Raw genomic sequence first — 25067 nt, forward strand, 5'->3', positions numbered from 1 at the left:
GACCATCCACTGCTTTAACCATATCCGCATTCACATTCCTCGTTTATATTTGTACTGCCCGTTGCTTCTCTTAAATTCCTAAGATTCTCGATGACTTCTTTTTTCCATTTTAGCACATCTTATGTATCTCTTTGTACAGAATCACTTTCTTTTTCGTATCTCTTAACTCCTATCCATTCAGCCAGCTAGGCATATTATTCACACGATTAGCATCAGCCGATCAGCTTCGTTCGCTTGGCGTTCTCTGCCGACTTTCTGATCCATGGACTCAACGGTTGCTTGAGAGCCAGCGACAAAACCAGACTAAGCGCGATAAAGCCAACCAAAGCAGCCATATCGCGGACAGCCGTCTCCCATAGTACGCCTCCGACCGATTCTCTCAACAAGCTGATCGCATAGGTGAATGGCATAAACGGGTTCAATGCCTGGAAGAAAGGAGAGGACATGCCGATTGGGAACGTACCGCCCGAGCTGGAGAACTGGAACACCATAAACAGAATCGCAAGCCCCTTGCCCACATTGCCAAAGACTGATACCAGCGCATACGTAATCGCCACGAAGGTGGCGCTGACCAGTAGAGCGAACAAAACGAATGCCGCCGGATTCGCGACATAGGCTTTCAGGATGAACAAGTCTCCGAGCGTCACAAACAGCGCCTGCAACAGCCCGACCGTCATAAAGGTAGCGAGTCTCCCCACATACAATTGGTATGACTTCGCCTTCATTTCCTCTTCTTGCTCAGCATTCGGGTTAAGCAACGAGATTAACAATGTCGCCCCTACCCACAGGGACAGCACACCATAAAACGGCGACATCGCCGAGCCGTAATTCGGAATCGGATACATCCGATTTTCCTTCACCAGTACCGGCTTTGCTAGAAACTCGCTCTCCTCTTCAATATTCCCCTTCAGCAGCTTAGTCATGGCCGCGAGCCGCTCCCCTTCGTCCAACTCGCGGAGTGTATCCGCGGCCTGCTTGACAGCCATCTCCAGTTGCGGCAGATCGTCGCGGACCAGACCCGCGAGTTTATGAATGCCGGCTTCTGCTTCCGACAAACGATAACGAACGAAATCCGCCATCTCCCTGATCCCTTGTTTAGCTTCGGGCAGACTTTTGCGGATGAACGCATCCGCAGCTTCCAGCTTGTTCTGGGCCGAACCGATCTTCTCAGTGAGGTCGGAAGTAGAATCGCCGACCGCTTGCCTATACGCCCCGATATGAGCTTCCATCGTCCTAATTAATTCGGCTACGTTTTCGCGGATCTCGCGGAGCCTCTCGTCATCTCCAACAGCCTCCTCCGCCTCTTGCTCCCCAATCGCCTTGCCTGATTCAGTGATCGTTTCCAATGATGAGCTACTGTCCTTACTCACTCCAGCGGCAAGCTTACCGTATTCGTCCTGCAACTTGCCGAGGGCAGCCTCGATAGCTCGGACATGTGCCAATGCTTGATTAAGCTCAGTCATTCGTTCGGCCAGACCACCTGCGGCAATAACCGCTTCTCCGGCCTTCGGCCATTCACTTCTTAGCCGTTGCAGCTTAAGGGCAGCCTGATCCAGCTCGGGCAGCGCGCGCTCCACTTCCAGAATGAGCTGAGCTTTCTCGCGAATATCTGGCAGCTTCCGCTCGACTTGAAGTACCTTCTGTCCGGCTTGCCGGATAGCGGGAAGCTTTTGCTCCAGCTCAAATACGCCTTGTTCAATCTTGCGGATGAGCGGCAATTGCTCCTCCAGCTTCACTCCAAGTTCCTCGAACTTAGTCAGCAATGCAGAGCTAACAGCTTTCGCGAATTGCTCATTCACCTGTTCCGCGAGAGACGACACTCCGGTCGCCGTTACTTTGGGAGCGACTGCGTTGATCTTCTCGTTGACCGAATATATAACCTCGGGCCTGTCGACTTTGCCTTCTACGATACCGACCAAACGTGAAGAGAAATCGCTCGGAATGAGGATGCTTGCGGAGTATCGACCACGCACCACGCCGCTCTCCGCCTCTTCCTTATTTGTAAAAACCCAGCCCAGCTTCGTGTTCGTCTTCAAGCTCTGCTCCAGCTCATCGCCAATGGAAACCCCCCTCCCCAGAACCGAAGCTCCTGCATCCTCGTTCGTGATGGCGACCAGAATACCTTCTGTATGAGCATATGGATCCCACACCGACTTGATATTGATCCAATCGTAAAGACAAGGAATCGCAATTAGAGCTATAACAAGAAAAACGCCCACAGGCACTTTCAACATATGAATCCAATCTCTCTTATACAGCCTCCAAATTTCAATCATGATTAACCACCCGCCGCTTTTGTTTGCAAGGTAGTTATTTCCAGTTAATCTCTTTATTATGTGCCGAATTCCACGCAAAAAAGCGCCATATGGAAATGGCGCTCTTTCGTGTGCAGCCACCTTCGATGGCAGTCCACTATTCCAATGTTTCGTCCGTTGCAACAATAATTTTACGAGTATGATTCGTTGAAGCGTACATTTCTTATGGTTTCTTAAGGCGTAAAGCCATCTATAGAAGCAATTGGGTCACTTGAGCTCTGCTATTAATAACCCTGAATTCCCTATATGCTGCATATCATATTCCACAAAACGTATTGATCTTCGATAGTGGGAGCTTCCAGTCTTCTTTGAGCTTAAGGGAGTTCTTTTATAACACCTTCCAACTGGTAAGCGCTCACTCCGGTTATACCTAAAAAACTTACAAGAAGCAATCATTGGCTCTTTGTTGACTTCGGCACCCTAAAGCACAACACAAAGGAGTACATCGTCATATGAGCAATGTACTCCGGTGTCACATACATTTATGCTGCTTAAACCTTCTTTTCTTCCCCCGTCACCACCAGATTCTCCTCATAGCTGTCCAATTACCAACTGCGGATTAACTTTAAGAATCAGTTAAATCTAAAGGCCGGTATTAACCTGATAAATACTCATAAACGGACGAAATGGCAGCATTTCTCATCCTCCTTGCCCTTATTTCACCAATATAATGAGCTTCTTTAAGTTTAGATTCGGTTGACTTTAGAATTTCCCCAACAGTTGAAATCCCTATTGATTCTAAACGTTCTCTTTGCCAAGGTGTTAAATCTAGAACGGTTATAGGCCTTTCAAGTTGTTCTATTAGAACGGTTGTCATATTCGGTTCTGTAAACTTTGGCAACTCATTAAGTAAGTTCTCATAAAACTTGTAATTTACCCCATATTCACTCATTCGTTTTGGAGTAAGTGATTTTGCTAAAATAAAACCCGTTGAAGTTGGAGTAGTTTCTAATGCCAGTAAACAACCCAAATTTACAGCATAACGGGTTCCGATTTCTGACCTAGTTGCCTTAATTCCGGATGCCTGCTCACTCACTATTCCAGTGTATTCGAGAAGTCGCAACGATTCTTTTATAGGCTGGGGGATATCTCTATGCATCCAAAAATAAGTAGTAGTCTTTTTATCCTCCGATAAATAGTGGACATTCTTTCTATGAAGTTCAGGTAAAACCTCAGACTCAAGAAATTTCCTTCCCCAATCGATTAATGCCCTATGACCTGAGTATTTTGAAGCTAGCCCAGAGTGCTCTGACCAAACATCTGTCCTATAATACTCACGAATCACATTATTAACCGCATCACCTGTTAAGTTACCTGCTTGCATAACGGTCTTAAGTAAATGTCTAGGGTTACCACTAGAGGCATAAGCAAGCAAAGCGAAATTTTGGCCTCTTTGAGCAATGTTTTTTAGTAATGTGCTGTTATCATCAGCCTGTTTAGTTACTATCTCTTTCATTGAAGCCACATACTTGTCATCTTGAATATCCCTATATAAAGGCCTAATGGTAGCATCATGAATTGGTTGGAAAGTATCCCCATAAACTGTAACACCAGGATAAACAGCGGCATTACAAGTTAAGAATGGACTTCTTAAATCCCTAAATAAGGTGAAAAACTGCCTCTGTTGCTCAGGTAATAATACATGTGCCGCTTCATCAATAAAAATGACGAATCGACTAATTTTAAATGTTGAACAGATATCCTCTATTGCATCTAAAAAGTCATCTGTAGTCGGCAAACCCTCAATATCAATTTCTTCCCCAGGTGCTCTCCAGGATTCTTCAAAAGCCTCAGTGATATGCTCTATCTTTGATTTCTCTATAGATACCCCTGTAGTACCACCTGCCAGTACAGACAGACTTGTTGGCAATAAAGTAACTAACCCTAGCTTACTTAGAGCTCTTAAAACTTCACTACAAATTCTTGCCATCATCCAAGACTGAAATTGTTTAGTATTTTTCGTATGTATTAATGAACTTCGCCTAAATGTAATATAAACCGGCAATACCTTATTCGTTGGAAATTCGTCTAACAATTCCTTTTGAGCCATTCGGAACAGAAAGGACTTTCCTACTCCGCGACTTCCAACTAGAACAATTGGGTTTCTAGCCTTTAATTCGTTAATTAATTCTCTGTCTTGTTGTGTTTCAACGTAATAATCGCTAATTTCATCAATTCGTATTTCTTCTGTTCTATAAAAAAACTCACTCATTATGATTTTCCTCCTTTCATATTTCGAGAAGACCTTGTATAACAGAAACGTGTCCGAGTCGTTCCATGACAGATGACTCTATTCTACTCTTCGACTCTATACTCAAGCCGGTGATATACCTAGAACACAAGGCAAATGTTAAAATAAGTTGCGCGGACTCAGCCTTATCATGCCAATCGTTAAATATTTGCTGGTTAAACTCTAAATTGCCCGGAAGCTTATCCTGGGTATTATAGTTACCATGCGTATATTCAGAACATTCTCGATATAGCCCCCTTGCTATATTTCCGTGGCCAAGTGCATCTTCCGTTAAGGGGTCACAGAAGGCGCTAACAAAACGTTTTGAAAATATACCTTGTTCATGATCAATAATATTGCTCCAGAAAATATCCTGTTTCCCTTTCATCCATAGTCGTAATTGCAGCTCATTAGCGGAGAAATGAATTGCTGCCAATGAATGTTCAACAAAAAAACGCAATGAATTATACGCTTGTCTGTATTGACCATTTACAACAGAAATTAATCCTTGTTGATATTCTCTCCCTGATGTTTTAAGTAGGGAAACTTCAAGTCGATCTTTTAAAATTTCTATCCAATGGCTAAGATCTTCTAGAAAGTTGTGGTTTCGAGATTGTAAGCCTCTTATATCCGATTCAAGAGTTTGAATTGCTATTGTTTTATTTGTTTCTATAATTCCTAGATAATATTCCGAACAAGTAGTCAATTTTTATCCTACCTTCTTATTTTTTTCCAGCTACCTAATAATAACCTAAAGCAGATAAAGAATAAACTGGAGTGTACCATCTGTTACTTCTTGTTCGGCTCGCACGTTGATTCCATGTTGAATAGACTTACATACAATTATAGTATGCTGAACTCAATACCAACGAGTTAATTCATCAGACTTAAGAAACTCTTCAATTACAATTATTCATAGCAAAGGCCAGAGTCCTCAAGCTAGGATTTCTGGCCTTCTTTATCTATTGCAGAGAATATTAATTTGTACTTAAATTCTTTTTGTGCAGTAAGTACTTTTTTAGAACGGTTGACTTCAGGAAATTAACAACACTTCACTTGACCCGCATGGTGTGTATTCAGAATTTGCATACCGCTATTCGTATTTGTGTTTCTCTTCTTCCCCCACCGCAACCGGATTCTCCTCATAGCTAATCCAATCGCTCCAACTACCCGCATACAACCGAACCTTCGAAAACCCGGCTTCCTGCAAAGCAATCACATTTGGCGTTGCCGTAACGCCCGATCCGCAGTACACAATAAGCTCGCGATCCCCATCCAAATCCGAGAAACGCTCCGCCTGCGCCGCTTCCTCTTTCCAAGCCCCTGTAGCGTCCAAACCTTCTTTCCAAAAGCGATTAATCGCTCCCGGAATATGTCCAGCTACGCGATCCAAAGGCTCGACCTCACCGCGATACCGCGGTGCCTCCCGAGAATCGATCAGCGTCACACGCTCGCTGCCAAGCAGCTCCTGCACTTCCGCCATCTCAACCAGCATGCTGTGCCGAACCTCAGCCAGGAACGACGCTTGAGCAACCTCCGGCTGTTCCGAACTAACCGGGAATCCCGCTTCCGTCCAAGCGGCAAACCCGCGATCAAGCACGTACACTTTTTCATGTCCTAAATATTTCAGCAGCCACCATAAACGGGAGGCCATCGCCCCTCCCTGATCGTCGTAGGCTACAACAGTTGTTTCGTTGCCAATGCCCGCGCGGCTCATCGTAACCGTCAGGTCAAAAATATCGGGCAGCGGATGACGTCCGCCATGCTCCTCAACGGGAGCGGACAAGTCCTTTTCCAAATCCATATAAATAGCGCCCGGAATATGGGAAGTTTCATACAGGCTGCGCCCCGCATCCGGCTGACCCATCACAAAGCGGCAGTCCGCAACGACGAGACCCGGCTCGCCGAGACGCTCCTTCAGCCACTCCAAAGACACGATATTATTCATTACAATCTCCGTCCTCTCTATTGCCTTCTTGCGTACTCATTATACCGAAACTCCTATCACCATTAAAGCAGGAATATGAGAGGATAACTACCCCAGCTCAATCACAATCAGCGTCCCTACCCCAACCTCACTAGAAACGTTAATCTCCCCGCCATGAGCTTCAACGATATCCCGAGCAATCGCCATGCCGAGCCCCGATCCTTTATGTGCCGCTCCCGTATTAGTCCCTCGATAATAACGGTCAAAAACACGCTCCAGCTCCTCCTCGCGAATGCCCTTTCCGTCATCGCGAATCACAATTCTCGTCCGCCCCTCGCTTTCCAAACTAACCATAATCCTGACATTTTCATCGTTATGAACAACAGCATTATACAACAAGTTAAAAATAACCCGCCGGAATAAAATGCCATCAACCTGCTGCGGCACATCCTCCCGATCAGCGTGAAACTCAATATGTATATCCATATATTTCGGATCATTAAGCACATCAATGACTGTGTTTCGCAACAAAGCAGTCAGATTCACCTGTTCTTTATTAAGCGAAAGCTCCTTATTTCTCAGCCTAGTCGATAAGCTTAAATCCTCAATGACTTCTTTAATATAAATCGACTTAACTTCAATAATGGCGGCGTACTCGCGGACTTCCTCCCAAGTAAAACTGTAATCCGGGTCCTTCATCATTTCGGCATAGCCCTTAATCGACGAAAGCGGCGTTTTCAAATCATGCGAAATATTGCTGATCCACTCTTCCTTCATCCGATCGAGCTTTTTGCGTTCCCGTTCCGTTTCCTTCAGCCTGGAAGACAACTGGTTCATATTTTGAAAAACGCCTCGATAAATGCCCTTCTCCTTCAACTCCGGATAATCATCTTGATTTGCCAAACGGCGAATCCCGCCAATGAGCGTCTGAAGCGGCTGAGTTAATTTTTTGCTAAATAAGTAACCTATACCGAGCGCGATCAAAAGATCAATGGCAAATACAATGAGTCCTGCCCTAAAAAACATGAGGACGTTCCGATGATCATAGGAAAGCACGTACCTCTCCAAATACGGGTTTTCGAGGCCAACCAAATAGCTCAGCCTGCGTTCGCCGAAGCTCGCCTCCCCAACGTATACGATCGTGTCACGGTTCACTTCCTGATATTTGTACATTTGCACAATGTCCGCCGCAGTATATTTGCCTGGAAGCTCCGCAGGCTGCTGATATTCATAGAGCACCCGCCCGCTTTCGTCCAAAATCTGAATCCAACCGTTCTGCTCGTCCAGCAGCCGCCGCCCCTCCTCCGTTACTCCCGCAACAGCAGACGAAGGCACAACAGTCGCAGCAGCATCCAAACGCACCTTCGCTCCTACCCCTGTTCCTGCATCCGTGACCGAGCCGAAAAACTGTACATGCCGTTGAAACTTGCGGGTAAACGTTTCAGGCGAATTCGTATTATTAGGAAACAAAGGCACCCCATTTACCACGCTAGCTATAAAAAAGCCGACCGCAAGAACCCCGTTCAGCACAATAACCAAACTGACAATAAGGATTACCGAGGCCAAATATCTTCCGGTCAGCTTCCATTTCATCGCCTATCCATCCTTTACAACAAGCTTGTATCCCAGCCCTTTGACCGTAATGAGGTGGTCTGGCTCGGACGGTCTCTCCTCAATCTTTTCCCGCAAGCGGCGAATATGTACCATAACCGTATTGTCCATCCCCATAAATTCCTCGCCCCAGACGGTGTCGTAAAGCTGCTCTTTGCTCATGACTTTGTTTGGATAGAGTAGAAACCGTTTCATCAGCCCCAATTCCTTGGGCTTCAAATCGATTACAGTCCCGTTTTTGAGCAACTCCGCTCGATCCTCATCCAATTCAAATGGCCCCACTCGCAAAATAAGCCCCCCGGTCGGCTCCTCCTTGCCAAATTCCGCCCGTCGAAGCTGCGCTTTTACCCGATAAGCCACTTCCTTCGGACTAAACGGCTTTGAAATATAATCGTCTCCCCCGATGGCAAATCCCAATATCTTATCAATCTCTTCCGTTTTGGCGGACAAAAATAAAATCGGCACATTCGATACTGCTCGAATCTCCTTGCAAACCTCGTACCCTTCGCCATCGGGCAGCATAATATCAAGCAAGACCAGATCGGGAGCCTCGCGCTGGAACTGCCTTACCCCGTCCTTTGCCGTTCCGGCCGTCACGATTTGTTCTATCCCTTCCTTTTTCAACACCGTCTCAAGCAGTCTTACGATATCTTCCTCATCATCAATAATTAGCACTTTTCTGTTGCGAGCCATCGCCTCAAACCTCCAAGCTCATCCTTCTCTTCATAGGATGGTACATCGGCTAAAAAACCAAACCTCATTAACCATTGAACATGCCATCCTGAAACCAATCCTCATTCATCCCCCGATTAACGGCAATAACCGCCATGAAAAAGGAGCCCTCACCACCGAACCGCTACCCGATTGAAGCGCACTTAACCTCCAAGCGTCCTCCTACGAGCGTCCGTTCAAATGCAGCATGAAGGCTCCTTTTCCTCTATGGCATTTCCTTATCCAAATCTTTTTTGCGCGGCTTCGGGTATTTCATCAAAGCTTACTTCTTGATAAGAGGTGACCCCTTTTCCCTCTTTAACAAAAAGCTTAAGATAAGCGCCTTCCCGAAGCTGCTTAGCCGCAGAAAATGGCAACTTCTCCTCTTTCCCGTCATCCATATAAGCGACAAGCTCATATTCGTAACGGATAAAATCCTTAGTCCCGTCTACACTCACTACTTTCCCCGCTCCAACAATTTTCGTAAAATAACCGTCTGTCCCAATCCGATTGATGTTAACGGTCTGTAGCGCAAAAAAACCAAGAATGACGCAACCTGCCATAAACGCTATAACAATCCCCGCAATACTTGCTTTCTTCATCCTTTTCCCCTGCTTCCCATAGTTAAAGTTAAAAACTGCTCAATGACATCCGATAATCATCGCTTAACAGAGCGAAGATCGGCAAAATAGTCAAAATAGAAGCTCCGCTTGCCCTTATGCAACAAAACGATAAGCCCGTGCACGACAAGCAACGCCCACATCACGGCTGAAATAAAAAATAATATAATCTGCAGCCAAAGCCCGTAATCATAATACGGAGAGCCTAGCGGGATCTCCCACTGGGACACGGCACCGAACAATCCTGACAACATCCATGGCGCATACAAAGCGAACGTCCGCTTCAAAAGCGATTTCAAAGGAGGCCTCCCCCCCTCTCGATCAGCCAATCGAAGACGCAGCAGGCTCATTCCCACCGTTCTGCCTTTCAAAACATAAGGAACAATACCAAACATAATCAAAAATCCGACTGTCATATGAACCGCTTCGGCAAAAGCGTTTGAAGTTACTAGCCAAGTAGTCAGTGCGTAGCTGATTTGGATTACCCAATAATCAATCAGCAGCGCAAGCAACTGAGCTACTGGAGGAGCATGTCTATTTTCCTCGAAGCTTTCTTTTTTCGCTTGCAAACTCGCTCTGGACGGGAACAAAGCCAGTACAATCGGCGCAGCCAAATACCCGATAAGCGCACCGCCGCTGTTCAGCAGCAGATCGTCCACGTCAAATAGACGATAAGGACATTTGTACAGCCCGTAAATACCGGTCAATTGAGTCACCTCGTAAAATAACGATAGCAGAAACCCAAGGCCAAGCGCTCTTGTCCAGTAACGTCTCTCTCGGAAAAAGTAGCGGAGATAAACGCCAAACGGAACGAGCAGCAGCACGTTAAAGGCGGATTGCCAGAACGCTTTTTGCTTCAAAATTTGCGGATACGTAGCCGGCTGCGCCCATATGACTGTGCCGTCTTTTGCAATATCATTAATAAAAGTGAACGGCATTAAGGAATAATAAACGGTGCCCGGCGACTGCCTCGCGCATGTGTCGAGTGATTCGGGCAGCGGCAGCAGCACAAGAAACAACGCCGATATCATGTAATAAATAAACGAAAAGGCGACCACTGTAGCCCATAAGCTGAAAAAACCATACTTTCTATAGTTGTAAATGAGCCATGGCAGAAACAGCATCATGCCGAGCGCAATTGAAATGAGAATGGCCACCGTTAGCGGCTGTACATAAAAAGACATTAAATCACCTTACCCATCTTGCGGATTGATTTTTACAATATGGTTAAGTTCGCCATCTTTTATGCACCGTCCGGGGTCGCCCGTTTTAATAACTTCTGCCCTGACTTGCCGTAAGTGAGAAACCTCCATAGCTTTTCGAGCGGACCCATTCGGAAAAATTTCAACCATACGGCGCTTATCCCAATTTGAATGGCGTAAATGGACACCGCGATCAACACAATTTGTCCCGGAGTCGGCAGTCCGATCCCAAACGCATTCATAAGCCCTAATCCGATGAAGCTTTGTGCAACATAGTTGGTCAGCGCCATACGGCCAACTTTCGCGACCGGACTAAACATAGACGCGATTTTGCGATTCTCCAACAATAAGAACAACCCGGCAAGGAAAAAATAAGCCATCGGCATCGCTCCAAGTGCGATAATAGACGAAAGTTGCGGACTGCCGCTCGCAGAAGCCGTCCAGGTCCAAACCGCCAGCGCTGCAGCGATCGGCAGCAGAAGAAAAAACAGCTTGCGAATGGAACGCAAATGTTCGCTAGTCCGGCCAATCCATCCCGCTTTGGCGGCAAGGAAACCGGATAGGAACATAAGAAAAATAGTCACAAGATCATTCGCTAAATAGTCGATAACGCCAGCGATTCCCGGTACCGGATTTGAAAGCGACAGCTTCAGCCCGGTTGCAAGCAGATGAACCGCAAGCAAACTGCCCCCGATTGCCATAATGGTCTTTAAGCTGGCCCGGTAAAACGGCATTAACAGAAATCCTACAAGCGCGTAGATCGGCAATATGCTGCCCCAAAAGACGAAGACATGTAATATCCCCATTAGCAGCAGGACGAACAATCGTCTGGAAAACCGCCACAACGGCTTGTTGCCGCGCCGTTCAGCGCTAGCGGCAAACAGAAAAAATCCGGCGCCGAACAGAAATGAAAAGATAGAAAAAAACTTTTTTTCCACAACTACTGCAATTAACGTTTGAATCGTTGCGTCCACCCCGACAATAGAGGGCATCTCCATTCCTTCCGTCACGAGGCGATAGCCTCCAACGTTTATGAGCAGAATGCCGAACAGCGCTAAACCGCGAATAATATCGAGCGAAACGATCCTTTCGTTAGGCGTCATAGATATTTGTTGCATTTGTGAACCTCCTGGCAAGATGTAAGCAAATGATTTAAGCAAATTCAGTGTAACTCCCTGAACTTAAACCTTCTTTGCGCCAACCTTACAGCAACCTTAAACCATTCATTTTGGTCCCGGCACAAATGAATCAGATATACGAAACACAAAACCATTTGCCTGTGTCTTAAACAAATGACAAAAAAGCCGAGTCCTCTAACGAGGAGCCTCGGCTTTTAGAAACTTATTGCGGTGCAGTGCATTGCAGGGCGGGGCATTGCATTACGTTAAAATACATTACACTACATCAAATCACAATACATCACAATACACTACACTACATTACACTCCACTCATTTCACTTCACTTATTACACTTCACTCATTTCACTAACTTATTACAATACACACGTTATATTCGCTACATTCGTCACATTAATCACATAATCTACTTCTTTTCTAGAATCTCCAAAGCAATCCGCTGAACAATTTCATCTACCGCCATAGAGCCGATATCCCCCTCTTCTCTACGTCTTACAGCAACAGACGCGGAGCTTTGCTCCTTTTCCCCCAGCACGAACATATAAGGCACCTTCTCCAGCTGAGCCGCGCGGATTTTATATCCCAGCTTTTCGCTTCTGATGTCCAGTTCCGCTCGGATGCCCTTTTCCGCCAGCTCTTGCTTCACTTGGAAGGCATAATCGATAAAACCCTCCGAGACTGGCAACAGCTTCACCTGCACAGGGGCAAGCCAGAGCGGGAACGCCCCGCTGTAATGCTCGGTCAAAATCCCGATTAACCGGTCGATAGAGCCATATATGGCCCGATGAATGACGACTGGCCGATGCTTTTGATTGTACTCCCCAACGTAAGACAAATCGAACTTCTCCGGCATCTGATAATCGAGCTGAATCGTCCCGCATTGCCAGCTGCGATTAAGCGCATCCTTAATATGAAAATCAATTTTAGGTCCGTAAAACGCACCGTCGCCCTCATTAATATGATAGGCTATCCCCTGCTTATCCAGCGCGCTTTGCAGAGCTTGCTCCGCCTGGTCCCAAACTTCTTCTGTTCCCAAAAAATCTTCCGGGCGAGTAGACAGCTCAATCTTATATTCAAAGCCAAAAACTTTATAAATATGGTCGATCAGCGCAATGGTCCGAAACATTTCCTCTTCGATCTGATCCTGGCGAACGAAAATATGCGCGTCATCTTGGCAAAATGTCCGAACCCGCATCATCCCGCTTAAAGCGCCGGAATATTCATGGCGATGCACTTGGCCAAATTCCGATATCCGAATCGGCAGCTCCCGGTAAGAGCGCAGGCTGTTTTTGAAAATCAACATATGACCCGGACAGTTCATTGGCTTAAGCGCAAACTTCGTCTCATCCACTTGAGTAAAATACATATTATCCTTGTAATGCTCCCAGTGCCCCGACTGTTCCCATATCCGATTATTCATCATAAAAGGGGTGCGGACTTCATCGTAATCCCGTTTGTTCTGCACCTCGCGCGAGAAGTTCTCAAGCTCGGTACGAATCGTCATTCCTTTCGGAAGATAAAACGGCATTCCCGGCGCCTCTTCAGAAAACATAAACAGATCGAGCTCCCGGCCCAGCTTGCGGTGATCGCGCTTTTTGGCTTCTTCCAGGACATGCAAGTACTCGGCCAATTGCTCCTTTTTGGCAAACGCCGTTCCATAAATGCGCTGAAGCATTTTATTGTTGGAATCCCCTCGCCAATAGGCGCCAGCCACTCTAAGCAGCTTGAATGCCTTCATTCGCCCGGTAGACGGAAGATGCGGCCCCCGACAAAGATCGACGAACTCTCCCTGCTCATACAAAGTGATGACGGCATCTTCTGGGAGATCCCGAAGCAGCTCTAACTTGAGCGGGTCTTCCAGTTCTTCGAATACCTCCTGCGCCTCTTCTCTGCTGACGACACGACGCATGATGGAGAGATTCTCCTGCACGATCTTTTCCATCTCAGCTTCAATAGCGGCTAGATCATCGGATGAAATCGGCTTTTCTATGTCGATATCATAATAGAATTCATTTTGAATAACTGGCCCAATGCCCAGCTTGACTGCTTTTTCTCCATAAATCCGTTTGATCGCCTGCGCCATCAAATGGGCCGTGCTGTGCCGGCATATCTCTAAGCCTTCAAGGCTGTCGAATGTAACAATCTCAATTTGGCAATCTTCCTCAATCGGGCTGCTCAGATCGACGGACTTGCCGTTGATTCTGCCCGCAACCGCGTTCTTTTTCAAGCTGCCGCTAATGATCCCGGCCATCCCTTCGATGGTCGTCCCTCGCTCCACCTCTCGAATTTGTCCGTCCGGCAATGAGACTTGAATGACCACAACTTAACCTCCTTAGGGTAAATTTGAACGCAAAAAAACGCACTGCTCCACAAAGGGACGAGTGCGTTCAGCTCGTGGTTCCACCCTAATTCAACCTGCCGCGATCCATGAATTCGCATAACGCGCAAAACATGCCCGGCAAGTCCTTAATCGGTATCCGTTAACGGGGATAAGACGGTATCACCTACTGCCATATGGTCCAAGAAAGGAATACGGGTTCGACGGTACGGCTGCAAAGGGGTAATCTCGCTTCCGTTTGCTTAAGAGGCTTTCAGCGTGTGCCCCTCTCTCTGTGAAGCTCGCAAAGGAAATCATGTCTTTGGTCATCGCCTGATGGATATTGCTTGTAAACATTATATGCACATGATTCGCCCCGGTCAACAGGCACTAGCATGAGAGTGAAAAGAATCGGAACCGCCGGTCCCGATCCTTTATTTCACTCTGGCCGTAATGGAGGAATCCGACCTACTCCACGAAATAAGCCATAATCTTCGCAATTTCCGCTCGCGTAATCGTCTCCTTTGGCTTCAGCCTGCCGTCCGTTCCGCCAGACAACACTCCTGCATTTACAAGCGCTTGAATCGCTTCACACGACCAAGACGATATGTCGTCCGCGTCTTTAAAAGAGGTCAAATCGACGTCCACCGGAGATCGTTTTAGCTTGTCCTTCATTGACCGATAAAGCAATACAAATGCTTCCTCGCGCATAATTTCGTTCTCCGGACGGAAGCTGCCGTCCTCAAAGCCATTCGTCAATCCTTTGTCCGCAAGCGCATGAATATAATCGCTGTACCATTCTCCGCTGCTTACATCCGTAAAGTTCCCGCCGACAGATTTGCCGGTCAAGCCCATTGTACGATACAACACGGCCATATATTCCGCTCTCTTCATCGGTTTATCCGGTTTAAAAGATCCGTCCGGCATCCCGTTCATAATGCCCTTCCCGGCCGCCTCTTCAATATAAGGCTTCGCCCAATGCCCGTCTATATCGTTAAACCCGACCACCGAGGAGGTCGGTTTTGGTGTCGGCTCCGGTGTTGCTGTCGGAGTCGGAGTCGGTGCAGGCGTCGAAACGGGAGGGATGTAGGCAGCTCGTATGATGTTTAGAGTATACGTTTTTACCGCTACTCCATTTTGCGCCGTTACCCGGGCCTCGAACGTATTGGAGCCTTCCGACAATCTCAGTTCTCCACTTGGCACATCGCTTTCAAGGCTCGCACCATTCAAAACGATATCGGCATAACCATCGTTCGTCCGCAGCTTCATTTTGACCTTTGAATCTGAATAAGGGACGTGAACTGTGTAGCTGTAGGTTGCAGGGTTAAACGCAAAGGTTGGCGAACCGCTTAATTCACTGAGTTCCCAAGCGGCCAAGCTGGCATCGTCGCTCTTCGGCTTGATTTGATTAATGACGATTACAGTCACAGTGACATTCCCCGCTGTGTCGAGAGCATAAACCGTATAAGTGCCGTTTTCGCTAATCTCAAAGCTTTCGCTGAAAGCTGTGCCTTGCGTTGCAAAATAATCGGCGGTCTGGCTTCCTGCAGCCCATTTCATTAAGGAAATTCCGTTTTCCCGGCCTATAGCGGATGCTGCCGCCGATACCCATACACTACCGAAGGTTGGCTGCTCGGGCCTTGCGCTTAATTCAATCGTTGGAGGCTGGTCATAGACAAACTCAACAAAAACCGCCTCATCCAGCATCATTTCACTATTGGTATCTATAGCTAAATACTCAGAGGTTCCTGCAAACAAGCTGCTTGCTTCAAAGACGGCAACGCCTTGCGCATCTGTTGTTCCAGAGACCGTCTTTATATAGGAACGCTCTTCGACTTCCCGAAGAATAATGCGTTTTCCAGGCAAAGGATGGCCGTAATCGTCCATAAGTGTAACTCGAATGACGGCAACGCTTTCTCCGTCTGCCCGTACCGTTGCAGTATCCGCCTTCGCCGTGGAAGCCGAAGGGCTGCTCCCGCCAACAACAAATTGCACTTGAGCCGTACTCTCCAATGTCACATTCGGCGTACCGGCTACGACCGCGCTAACCGTCGCAGTGCCCAGTGTGAGGGGAGCGGTCAGCATCGCGCTGTACGTGCCGTTCCCGTTGTCCGTCACCGTTCCGACCGTACCTAAAGTGGATTGGACCGAGACTGCCGCTCCTCCCTCAGTCAAAGAATGGCCTTGTTCATCCTTTAACCGGACCGTAATGGCGACCTGCCCTGTGCCATCGGCCACTATCTTCGCTTTTGATGCTGCGACTGTGCTGTTCGCCGCCGACAACGGCCCCGGCACAAACTCCACTGACGCTGTCGATGCGGCAACCGCTCAGTTTAGCGTAGCGCTGATAGAGGCAGTTCCAAGTGATGCAGGCGCTGTCAAAATGGCGTTGTAGCTTCCGTTCCCAAGATCCGTCACCGCTCCGACCGTCCCGAGCGTAGAAGCCACTGCCACCGTTGCGCCGCCGCTCGTAAGCGCATTTCCTTGCGCATCGAGCAGCTTAACGGTAATCGTCGTTTGGCTTGTTCCGTTTGCGGGGAGCGTCAGATTTGCTACCGTCACTAAGCTGCGATCGTTGGAGGGCGCCCCCGGTACAAATTCCACCTCAGGCGATAAAGGAAGCGAAACCGAATTCACTTTCGCGCTAATTGAAGCTCTGCCCGTCGTCGTTGGCGCGGTTAACACAGCCGTATAAGAACCGTTCCCGTGGTCCGTCACCGCCGCTAACGTTCCCATTGTCGTTGCAATGGCTACGTTATCCCCGCCGCTTGTAATGGGATGACCTTGCGCATCCTTTAGCTTGACCGTTACCGCAGTCCCCGCCGTTCCATCAGCCGCAAGGATTGCGTCTCCAACCTCCAGCGAGCTGTTCGCAGCCGAAGGAGAGCCCGCAACAAACTGTACCGAAGTATTCGCAGCCAATGCTGCGCCATTCACTTTTGCGCTGACGGTTGCATTGCCGAGCGTTGTCGGAGCAGTCAAAGTTGCCCAGTAAACGCCATTCCCTTGATAAGCTACCGTTCCAATGGAACCTAGAGTCGTTGACATTTCCACTGTCGATCCGTCGCTCGTCACCGAGTGGCCCTGCGCGTCTTTTAGTCTAACCGTGATGGTCGATTGGCTAGCGCCATCCCCTGGCATCAATGTGCGGCTTGAGGTAAGCTCACTGTGAGCGGCCGAAGGATCTCCCGGTACAAATTGTACGGAAGTCGTCGAGGTTAAGGCCGTCCCATTCAGTGTAGCGCCGATTGTGGCAGTACCGAGCGTTGTCGGTGCGGTCAGCATCGCCGTGTAGGTACCGTCTCCATTATCCGTAACGGGTCCAACCGTTCCAAGTGTTGATGAGATCGCAACCGTCTCGCCACCTGCCGGCCAATCCGCTCCTTGCGCATTTTTCAACTTCACAGCAATGGAGGCTTGGCTTGTCCCGTCCGCCGTCAGCCTTGCAACTGAACGAGATATTTCGCTTTGCTTCGCAGAAACCGTTTCGTCTCTTATCATATAAGTTTGAAACACAAAATCGGCAATATCCGCCGAAAAAGAATCCGTCCCGCTTTTGTGCCCAGGATATGGATTTGAGGTTCCCGTACTCCATCCAATTCCCGAGGTTCCTCCTCCGATCGTATGCACTCTCATCCGATAAGTCATGTTTTTATCCAGATATATGCCCCCAGGAATTGGAACATCAACCCATCCAATCGCACCCGAAGTGATCGGCAGCTCCCCCAACCCGATAACAGCAGACAAATCGTTTGCTTTATAAATCTCAACGATAAGCCCCTCAGGGTTTCCGTATGCTCCAGCAACATGGATTCTTACGCCAGACAACTGACCGGCTATCTTCGCCGTAAATTCCTGATGCTTGGCAGATTCTCGATTAGCCCAAATATTCCCTCCTGTACTAACGTGTTGATTCACATCAAGCTCAGCCGCTGAAGCGTATGTCCCCTCGACCGGGAACGACCACCCCAAGAGAGCCGTTACAAGCATAACTGCCAACCATTTTTTCATTCGTTTAACCTTTTTCATCGTCTTCCCCCGCCTCTGATTCTCTTCCGCTGTCATCTTTAGTCCCGGCCCCATAAAGTAAGGTTAACCTTTAAAAAATTGCCAAGTACCGAAGCCGAGCACCGCCACAAAGCCGATGCCGCAGCACCACTTCGTATATTTCCAGCCAACCTCGGGCCCATCTCGCCACAACATCCAACCAATCGCGATTGCCAAAATGAATAGAACTGAATAACGGACAGCGGAAAACTCCATTTTGTCATTCACCTTTTCCCTAATAATCGCTCGACCTGTTTAAAAATAACGAGATTCTATTAAATTCTCTATACCTCAAAGGAGGTATCTTTTGTAAAATAGAATAATTGTTAACGATTTGAACTACGAGGTGCATGTTATGCAACAAAATGGGGCCGCCAAACGATCAGGCGCTCAAACGCTCAGAACAATTATCAACGAACACGGGCGCATGGAAACGGAAGCCTTTCTAGAAATGGCACGAATGATTGCGGCCTGCGTCGGCCAATTTCATCAAACTCGAAACTGCCATGGCCGATTGCGGCCGGAACTGCTTCATTTGGACTTTAGCGCAAACAAGGCGGAAATCTATCATTTGGAGGAAAACAGCAGCCTTGAGCAGCTCGCCTACTGTTCGCCGGAAAATACCGGACGCATGAACCGCACAGTGGACGAGCGAAGCGACCTCTATTCGCTGGGCATTATGTTTTATGAAATGCTTGCAGGGCGGCTACCTTTTCAGACAGACGATTCTCTGGAATGGGTTTATATGCATCTGGCTCAGAGTCCGCCTCCGCTTGTGCAAATTCGGCCCGATCTGCCCGAAGATTTGGCTTTGCTTGTGATGAAGCTGCTGGAAAAAAATCCGGAAAACCGTTATCCGAATGCGGCTTTTCTCATTGCCGATCTGGATACCGTTGGACAAGCTCGTGAAGCTTCTGCTGGCGATTCAGGCTGCTACGGCAGAGAAAATGAAACTGCCGCGCTCATTCAGGCTTTTCATTCCGCTTGTTTAGGCGCTGCTGAAATCGTGTACGTCTCTGGAGAATCGGGTATCGGCAAAACAAGCCTGATCGACTCCGTATTCCGCAAACAAAAGCATTCCCGCAATTTCTTTTATATCTCTGGAAAGTTTGAAGAGCTGCCCAAGGAAAGCCCCTATCACCCGATCACCCAAGCGTTCGGCGGACTTATCCGCCATTTGCTCGGCGAACGCAAGGAGCAAAGGGATCAATGGGCGCATCGGCTAAGAGAGGCACTTTCCTCCAACGTCAGCGTCATTTCGTCTATTATTCCGGAAGTAGGCGTCCTGCTCGGCGAAATGCCGGAGGCGGAGGAGTTGCCAGGCGCAGAATCGAAAAATCGGTTTGTGTACCTATTTCGTAAATTTGTACAAGCTTTGGCCTCCAAATCAAATCCTCTCGTTTGGTTTATTGACGATTTGCAGTGGGCCGACGCTTCATCCTTGCAACTACTGCACGAACTGCTCCGCGATCCGGAATGTCAATATATGATGATCGTCGGCGCTTATCGTCATCAAGAGAAGAACTCCCCCGCTCTGCCAGGATACGAAGCGGATGGCAGCTTCACCGCACATGCCACCGTTCGGCATGTGCAGCTCACCTCTTTGCATCTGAAGCACATGGTGAAAATGGTGCGGGATACTCTGAACGCAAGCGACGAAACGACACTCCCTTTGGCGGAAGCGCTCTATTCCCAATCCAAAGGAAATCCGTTTCATTTCAAGCAAATTTTGCTCCGCATCCAGGACGACCGTCTACTAGAGTACAGCCATGAGCAGCGGCGGTGGCATTTGGATATGTGGAGGCTCATTGAACAAGAGCCGAACTATTCTATCGAAGGGCTTATCGACTATAAGCTTAGGCGGCTTTCACCAAGCAGCATGGAACTGCTCCATATCATGGCTTGTATTGGCGGACAATTCTCTTCCTCTTTCGTCGCAAACGTGGCCAAACAAGAAGCCGGTCCCGTTGACGCCGCCTGCAAGACTCTTGAATCGGAAGGCCTTCTAGTCCGAATCCCATCCGGCTCCTTTCGCTTCTCGCACGATAACATGCAAAAAGCGATATACAATCGAATTTCAGCCGTATCGAAAACGAAGCTTCACCTTCAAATAGGGTTGTGCATGAGGGAGCGCGGCTCCGGCTATGAGGATGATGCCTTTGAAAGCGTAAATCACCTGAATCGCGGCTCTGCACATATCAAAGATTTCACTCAGTTGCACGAACTCATTCGTTTAAATCTGGATGCGGGCATTCGGGCCAAATCGTCGTCGGCTCACGATATTGCACTATTGTATTTCGACCATGGCATCGGTCTGTTGTCGCAAGACGATTGGAGCAGCTCATTTGATCTGTGCTTCGAGCTCCATGCCCAAAAGGCGGAATGCGATTACTTGTGCGGGAACATTTCCATGTCCGAAACGGGTATCGAAACGCTGCTTGGCGTTGCTCGGAATCGGATTGAGCGCAGCCGCATTCGAATGATTCAAATTATGCACTACATCAATAAGGGGAAGTATTCGGAGGGCACCGCTCTCGGTTTGCAAACATTGCAAGAATTCAACATTGACATCCCCGTTCACCCTTCCAACCTGTTGCTGCTTATGGAAGGCAAGCGTACGGAGCTGCTGCTTCGCAACCGTATCGACAAGTTGCCGGCTCTGAGAGAGATGAATGACCCGGAATGGATAGCGGCGATGGATTTAATTTTTTCTATCATTTCGTCCACCTTTTTTACGAACAAAAAAGTATTTTTCCTGCTTGTATGCAAAGGGGTTCGACTGTCTCTCCAACACGGAAATTCCCCTGTGTCTGCAGCCATTTATACGGCCTACGGGATGCTGTTAGGCGCTGTAGCGGACCAATTTGAAAAAGGTTATTCTATTGGGAAAATCGGGCTTGAGCTATCGGGACGATACAACAACAGCTCGGTCAACAGCAGAGTTTATACCATATTCGGCGGGGTGTTGTGCCAGTTCGCCGGCGATGCGAGAGCAAGCGATTCTTATATGAAACAAGCGCTGCAATTTGGTATTAATGCAGGGGATCTCGTATTTGCCAGCTATGCCGTCGGCGCGCATATCAATTCCTTGTATACCCGTTCGCCACTAGGCCATCTAGCCCGCACTTTGACGGAATATTTAAATGTAATTTCGACTCTAAACGAAGAATTTGTCCGGCAAAACATCTATTTGTACCAGCAATATATCGACGCCCTTCAAGGAAAAACGGACGCGCCGGATTCCTTCAATAGCTTTGGCTTCGAAGAGGAACGTTTCCTTACCCTGATTAGCCGTGAAGAAACCTCTTCGACAACGTTATTTCAGTTCTGCACCTATAAAACTCAACTTTGCTATTTGCTAGGCCGCTATGAAGAAGCTGTTGGCTGGGCTCGGCAGGCATTCCAGCATGAGCGTTATGCGACTCATTTGCCTCATTTGCCTGAATGTCTGTTCTATGAGTCGCTGGCTATGCTCGTTGCCATGAAGCCTGCGACGAAACGGCAGCGGAATTTGCGCCACGGGCGTCTCGGAGCCATTCTCAAAAGAATCGAGAAATTGGCCCTTTGGAGTCCCGCCAACTTTAAGCCGCGCTCCCTACTTCTGCAAGCGGAGCTTGCTCGCGCCACCGGACAATCGGAGCAGGCCGAGCTGTTATACGACCGAGCTATTCGAGAGTCCAGAGAACGAGACGATTTGCAAACGGCGAGCTTGGCTGGAGAGCTTGCAGCGCATTACTTTTGGAGCGTAGGCAAAAAGAATTCCGCCCTGCACTACTTACAGTTGGCACTGAGCAGCTACACAAAATGGGAAATTTCCATCAAGGTGGATTCGCTCACCAAGTTGCAACGAGAGTGGGCAGCTTTGCGAGAGGCAGCTTTCGATTCCGCCTATCCATATAAACCATCCGCAGAAACGGATACAAAGCAACAACCCGCTGCGGCAGAAATTCGGGCTGCAGCATCCGGCAATGAAGACAGCAGCCTTGATCTTGAAGCAATGCTCCGCGCACTGCGGGCAACGTCCGTACAAATGGATATGAATACGGTTGTTCATGAAATTGTTGGCACTATAAAAAAATATGCGGGAGCAAGCAAAGCCGCCCTTCTTACAGAGGGAGGGAATGATGCGCTTTTTATTCAAGCTTACGCCGACTCGGATGACTCACAATCGGGTCTCCTGGCAGGAGAGTTCATCGACAGCGCCCTTCTCCCGGAAGGTATAATTCGATATGGATTTCGAACGGGCGAATCCGTCTATTTTGACGCCCATTCGGAAAACTGGCTTATTCACAATCCGTATATTTCACAAAACCGTCCTCAGTCGGTTGTCTGCCTCCCGATCCGGGTCAACGGCGCAGTTCTCGGTATTCTTTATTTGGAAAATAAACACGCAAGCGCAGTGTTTGCACCCGAACGGCTAGAGGTACTTCTTTCCATGGCGTCGCATGGCATTTTGCTCAGCATTCTTCAAAGCTCCAGCGATCAATCGAGCGAATTGGAGCCCGAAGCGAGCCGCGAGGCGTCATCCGACGTCTCAACTATCGAAGAGCCGCTGACCGACCGCGAGCTCGAAGTATTGGCTCTGCTTGCAGCAGGCCTGTCCAATAAAGAGATAGCCGACCGCCTCGTCATTGCCATCGGCACGGTTAAAGTGCATATTAAACATATTTTTGCCAAGCTTAAAGTGAATCGCCGGACAAAAGCGATCGCGCATGCCAAGGAACTAAACCTGCTCGGCTAGAGCGGAAACAACGAGGAACAGTATTCGGTTCAAACCGATGCTGTTTCTTCTTTTTTGCCCCTCCATCTCCAATCCCAAAACTGACATGATACGTTATATAACACCGATCTAAATTTTTCGCCATAAAACAAACGGATCATTAAAATTTTTATACATTTATTGACGATTTTTAATTGATGTGAGATATTTTAACGTGTAATTGTAGATAAGGTGCTATCGTTTGTCCGAGTTCATTTGAACTTTAGTCTTTAAAGCTTTAGCTATACACATAAGGAGGCGCTCCGAATGAAAAAAATCGAAGCTATTTTGCGTCCGCAGAAGCTGCACGACACCATTAAGGCTCTGCACAGTATCGGCGTTACCGCATTTACCGTGGGCCAAGTCGTCGGTCGCGGCATGCAGAAGGATCGCAGCGGCATTTATCGCGGCCGCAACTTCACCATGAGCCTGCACCCTAAAGTAAAAATGGAAATCGTCATTTCCGATTTTATGGTGGAACGTACAGTGCAAGCGATCATCTCCGCAGCCCAAACGGGAGAAGCCGGAGACGGCAAAATTTTTATTACATCGTTGGAGCAGGCCTACAATATTCGGACAGGACTCATTGACGATTCGATTGACGAATTGCGTCCGCTGAAGGAAGAGGGGTAGAAGGACATGGTAGAAGCGATTCATTTAAATACGACCTGGGTCGTCTTGGCTGCGGCTATGGTGCTGTTTATGGAAGGCGGCTTTAGCCTGCTGGAGGCCGGTCTTGTCCGTACCAAAAATGCAGTTAACGTGACTATGAAAATATTCGTCGACCTGACTATCGGCGCTCTAGCCTTCTGGGCAGTCGGATTCGGCCTCATGTTCGGGACGGATGCGGGCGGGTTTATCGGCACCTCCCTATTTGGTTCTCCCGAGAAAATCCAACTTTCCGTCGACTTGCCCCCGGCGGCGTTTGTTCTATTCCAGCTTGGATTTGCCATCGCTTGTATTTCCATCGTTTCCGGTGCGGTTGCGGAACGAATGAATTTTAAAGCTTACGTTCTCATTGCCGCATTCATCACCCTCCTGCTATACCCGATCTCAGGCCACTGGGTATGGAATGCGGACGGCTGGCTCGCTCAGCTTGGCATGAAAGACTTCGCCGGTTCCGCTGTCATTCATTTGCTCGGCGGTTCGGCGGCACTGGCAATAGCCTGGATACTTGGTCCGCGCAAGGGCCGCTACACGGACGGAAGCGTCAACGTTTTTGCTCCTTCTAACATCCCGCTTGCCTCGGCGGGCGTGTTTGTCCTCTGGTTTGGCTGGTTCGGCTTTAACGCGGGCAGCACGCTGAATGCGGGAGACGCCATGTTGTCCAGCATTGCGCTGAACACGATGCTGGCCGCCGCGGCAGGCGGAGCTTCCTCCATGTTCTTTACGATGTTCCGCTTCGGTAAGACGGACCCCAGCATGGTGATGAACGGAGCATTGTCCGGCCTTGTTGCCATTACGGCAGGCTGCGCTTATGTCAATCAGTGGCAAGCGGTATTGATCGGTTTGGTTGCGGGACTAATCGTGATCGGAGCTACGCTGTTTATCGACAGGTTGAAAATTGACGATCCCGTCGGAGCAGTTGCCGTACACGGTTTCAACGGCGCCTTCGGCACGATTGCGGTCGGCTTGTTCGACTCGCAAGGCGGACTGTTTAACGGAGGCGGCTTTTCCTTGCTGGGCACTCAACTTTTAGGCTCGATAGCCATTTGCGTATGGGGCTTTGTTGGCGGCGTCGCCATTGCCTATATCGCCAAGGCAACTGTCGGCCTCCGCGCATCGGTCGAGGAGGAAGAAGAAGGGCTGGATATGGCTTATCACGGCATTCCGGCTTACAACGAGCTTGACCGTTTCTCTGAAACGGCTAAAGCAATGTACGATTTTGAAGCGACGACCGGCGTCACGATTAAACAAGCCGAGCCGCTCCCCAAATCCGGGAGCTAGGCTTATGCAGCTAGGCTCATGCAGCTAGATTTATGCTGCTCGGTTTCTGCTACTAGCCTGGCTTAGCAGCTTCGCTTTATGTTGCTTGGCTTATGTAACTAGCCTGGCTTAGCAGCTTCGCTTTATGTTGCTTGGCTTATGTAATTAGACCGATGCAGCTAGGCTTACGCCATCAAAGGGACTGTCTCAAAAGTCATTTTTTGATTTTGCTACCTTTCATGCAATATTTTAAAAAGCCTACAA

16 protein-coding genes are annotated in these 25067 nt (G+C 48.4%); 3 read left to right on the forward strand and 13 right to left on the reverse strand.

What is annotated here, in order from left to right; all coding sequences use genetic code 11:
- Positions 1-212 precede the first annotated feature (212 nt).
- The 13 genes from ACFQZE_RS15900 to ACFQZE_RS15960 all read right to left on the reverse strand — a co-directional run bounded on the left by ACFQZE_RS15900 (position 213) and on the right by ACFQZE_RS15960 (position 18334).
- Entirely contained in the window at positions 213-2276 is a 2064-nt protein-coding gene (locus tag ACFQZE_RS15900; protein ID WP_379358692.1) for a YhgE/Pip family protein, read from the reverse strand.
- 634 nt (positions 2277-2910) lie between these two features.
- Positions 2911-4527: an ORC-CDC6 family AAA ATPase gene (locus ACFQZE_RS15905; protein WP_379358694.1), complete on the reverse strand. Its 1617-nt coding sequence runs from the start codon at positions 4525-4527 to the stop codon at positions 2911-2913.
- Positions 4528-4543: 16 nt separating this feature from the next.
- Entirely contained in the window at positions 4544-5251 is a 708-nt protein-coding gene (locus ACFQZE_RS15910) for a hypothetical protein (RefSeq protein ID WP_379358696.1), read from the reverse strand.
- A gap of 387 nt (positions 5252-5638) precedes the next feature.
- Positions 5639-6493, reverse strand: a complete 855-nt coding sequence (locus ACFQZE_RS15915; protein WP_379358698.1) for a sulfurtransferase — start codon at positions 6491-6493, stop codon at positions 5639-5641.
- 87 nt (positions 6494-6580) lie between these two features.
- The gene (locus ACFQZE_RS15920) at positions 6581-8065 is read right to left on the reverse strand and encodes a sensor histidine kinase (protein ID WP_379358700.1); all 1485 of its coding nucleotides are present in this window, start codon (positions 8063-8065) and stop codon (positions 6581-6583) included.
- A gap of 3 nt (positions 8066-8068) precedes the next feature.
- Positions 8069-8776 carry a response regulator transcription factor gene (locus ACFQZE_RS15925; protein ID WP_379358702.1) on the reverse strand — a complete coding sequence of 236 codons (708 nt, stop codon included), beginning with the start codon at positions 8774-8776 and terminating at the stop codon, positions 8069-8071.
- Positions 8777-9033: 257 nt separating this feature from the next.
- Complete coding sequence (locus tag ACFQZE_RS15930; protein ID WP_379358704.1) at positions 9034-9396, reverse strand: YxeA family protein; 363 nt, start codon at positions 9394-9396, stop codon at positions 9034-9036.
- 56 nt (positions 9397-9452) lie between these two features.
- On the reverse strand, positions 9453-10598 hold the full coding sequence (locus tag ACFQZE_RS15935; protein WP_379358706.1) for a VanZ family protein: 1146 nt from the start codon (positions 10596-10598) through the stop codon (positions 9453-9455).
- A gap of 59 nt (positions 10599-10657) precedes the next feature.
- The gene (locus tag ACFQZE_RS15940; protein WP_379358708.1) at positions 10658-11734 is read right to left on the reverse strand and encodes a DUF418 domain-containing protein; all 1077 of its coding nucleotides are present in this window, start codon (positions 11732-11734) and stop codon (positions 10658-10660) included.
- A 426-nt stretch (positions 11735-12160) separates the two neighbouring features.
- Positions 12161-14074 carry a threonine--tRNA ligase gene (thrS, locus tag ACFQZE_RS15945; RefSeq protein WP_379358710.1) on the reverse strand — a complete coding sequence of 638 codons (1914 nt, stop codon included), beginning with the start codon at positions 14072-14074 and terminating at the stop codon, positions 12161-12163.
- A 465-nt stretch (positions 14075-14539) separates the two neighbouring features.
- Positions 14540-16366 carry an S-layer homology domain-containing protein gene (locus ACFQZE_RS15950; protein ID WP_379358712.1) on the reverse strand — a complete coding sequence of 609 codons (1827 nt, stop codon included), beginning with the start codon at positions 16364-16366 and terminating at the stop codon, positions 14540-14542.
- 33 nt (positions 16367-16399) lie between these two features.
- Entirely contained in the window at positions 16400-18100 is a 1701-nt protein-coding gene (locus tag ACFQZE_RS15955; protein ID WP_379358714.1) for an Ig-like domain-containing protein, read from the reverse strand.
- Between the two features lie 63 nt (positions 18101-18163).
- Positions 18164-18334, reverse strand: coding sequence for a hypothetical protein (locus ACFQZE_RS15960; protein ID WP_379358716.1), 171 nt, complete (start codon positions 18332-18334; stop codon positions 18164-18166).
- 139 nt (positions 18335-18473) lie between these two features.
- On the opposite strand from ACFQZE_RS15960, the gene ACFQZE_RS15965 reads away from it, so the two are divergent.
- From ACFQZE_RS15965 to ACFQZE_RS15975, 3 genes are all read left to right on the forward strand, one after another.
- Positions 18474-22859, forward strand: a complete 4386-nt coding sequence (locus ACFQZE_RS15965; protein WP_379358718.1) for an AAA family ATPase — start codon at positions 18474-18476, stop codon at positions 22857-22859.
- A gap of 285 nt (positions 22860-23144) precedes the next feature.
- Positions 23145-23510, forward strand: coding sequence for a P-II family nitrogen regulator (locus ACFQZE_RS15970; protein ID WP_379358720.1), 366 nt, complete (start codon positions 23145-23147; stop codon positions 23508-23510).
- Positions 23511-23516: 6 nt separating this feature from the next.
- A complete protein-coding gene (locus tag ACFQZE_RS15975; protein WP_379358722.1) occupies positions 23517-24824 on the forward strand; it encodes an ammonium transporter in 1308 nt (435 codons plus the stop codon).
- Positions 24825-25067 lie beyond the last annotated feature (243 nt).

This window comes from Paenibacillus sp. GCM10027627, from assembly GCF_042675505.1.
Classification (GTDB): Bacteria; Bacillota; Bacilli; order Paenibacillales; family Paenibacillaceae; genus Pristimantibacillus.

Excerpts from the sequence above, each read along its gene's own strand:
- ACFQZE_RS15900 (WP_379358692.1), bottom strand. The coding sequence starts at position 2,276 with ATGATTGAAATTTGGAGGCTGTATAAGAGAGATTGGATTCATATGTTG.
- ACFQZE_RS15905 (WP_379358694.1), bottom strand. The coding sequence starts at position 4,527 with ATGAGTGAGTTTTTTTATAGAACAGAAGAAATACGAATTGATGAAATT.
- ACFQZE_RS15915 (WP_379358698.1), bottom strand. The coding sequence starts at position 6,493 with ATGAATAATATCGTGTCTTTGGAGTGGCTGAAGGAGCGTCTCGGCGAG.
- ACFQZE_RS15920 (WP_379358700.1), bottom strand. The coding sequence starts at position 8,065 with ATGAAATGGAAGCTGACCGGAAGATATTTGGCCTCGGTAATCCTTATT.
- ACFQZE_RS15925 (WP_379358702.1), bottom strand. The coding sequence starts at position 8,776 with ATGGCTCGCAACAGAAAAGTGCTAATTATTGATGATGAGGAAGATATC.
- ACFQZE_RS15930 (WP_379358704.1), bottom strand. The coding sequence starts at position 9,396 with ATGAAGAAAGCAAGTATTGCGGGGATTGTTATAGCGTTTATGGCAGGT.
- ACFQZE_RS15935 (WP_379358706.1), bottom strand. The coding sequence starts at position 10,598 with ATGTCTTTTTATGTACAGCCGCTAACGGTGGCCATTCTCATTTCAATT.
- ACFQZE_RS15940 (WP_379358708.1), bottom strand. The coding sequence starts at position 11,734 with ATGCAACAAATATCTATGACGCCTAACGAAAGGATCGTTTCGCTCGAT.
- ACFQZE_RS15955 (WP_379358714.1), bottom strand. The coding sequence starts at position 18,100 with ATGAAAAAGGTTAAACGAATGAAAAAATGGTTGGCAGTTATGCTTGTA.
- ACFQZE_RS15960 (WP_379358716.1), bottom strand. The coding sequence starts at position 18,334 with ATGGAGTTTTCCGCTGTCCGTTATTCAGTTCTATTCATTTTGGCAATC.
- ACFQZE_RS15965 (WP_379358718.1), top strand. The coding sequence starts at position 18,474 with ATGCAACAAAATGGGGCCGCCAAACGATCAGGCGCTCAAACGCTCAGA.
- ACFQZE_RS15970 (WP_379358720.1), top strand. The coding sequence starts at position 23,145 with ATGAAAAAAATCGAAGCTATTTTGCGTCCGCAGAAGCTGCACGACACC.
- ACFQZE_RS15975 (WP_379358722.1), top strand. The coding sequence starts at position 23,517 with ATGGTAGAAGCGATTCATTTAAATACGACCTGGGTCGTCTTGGCTGCG.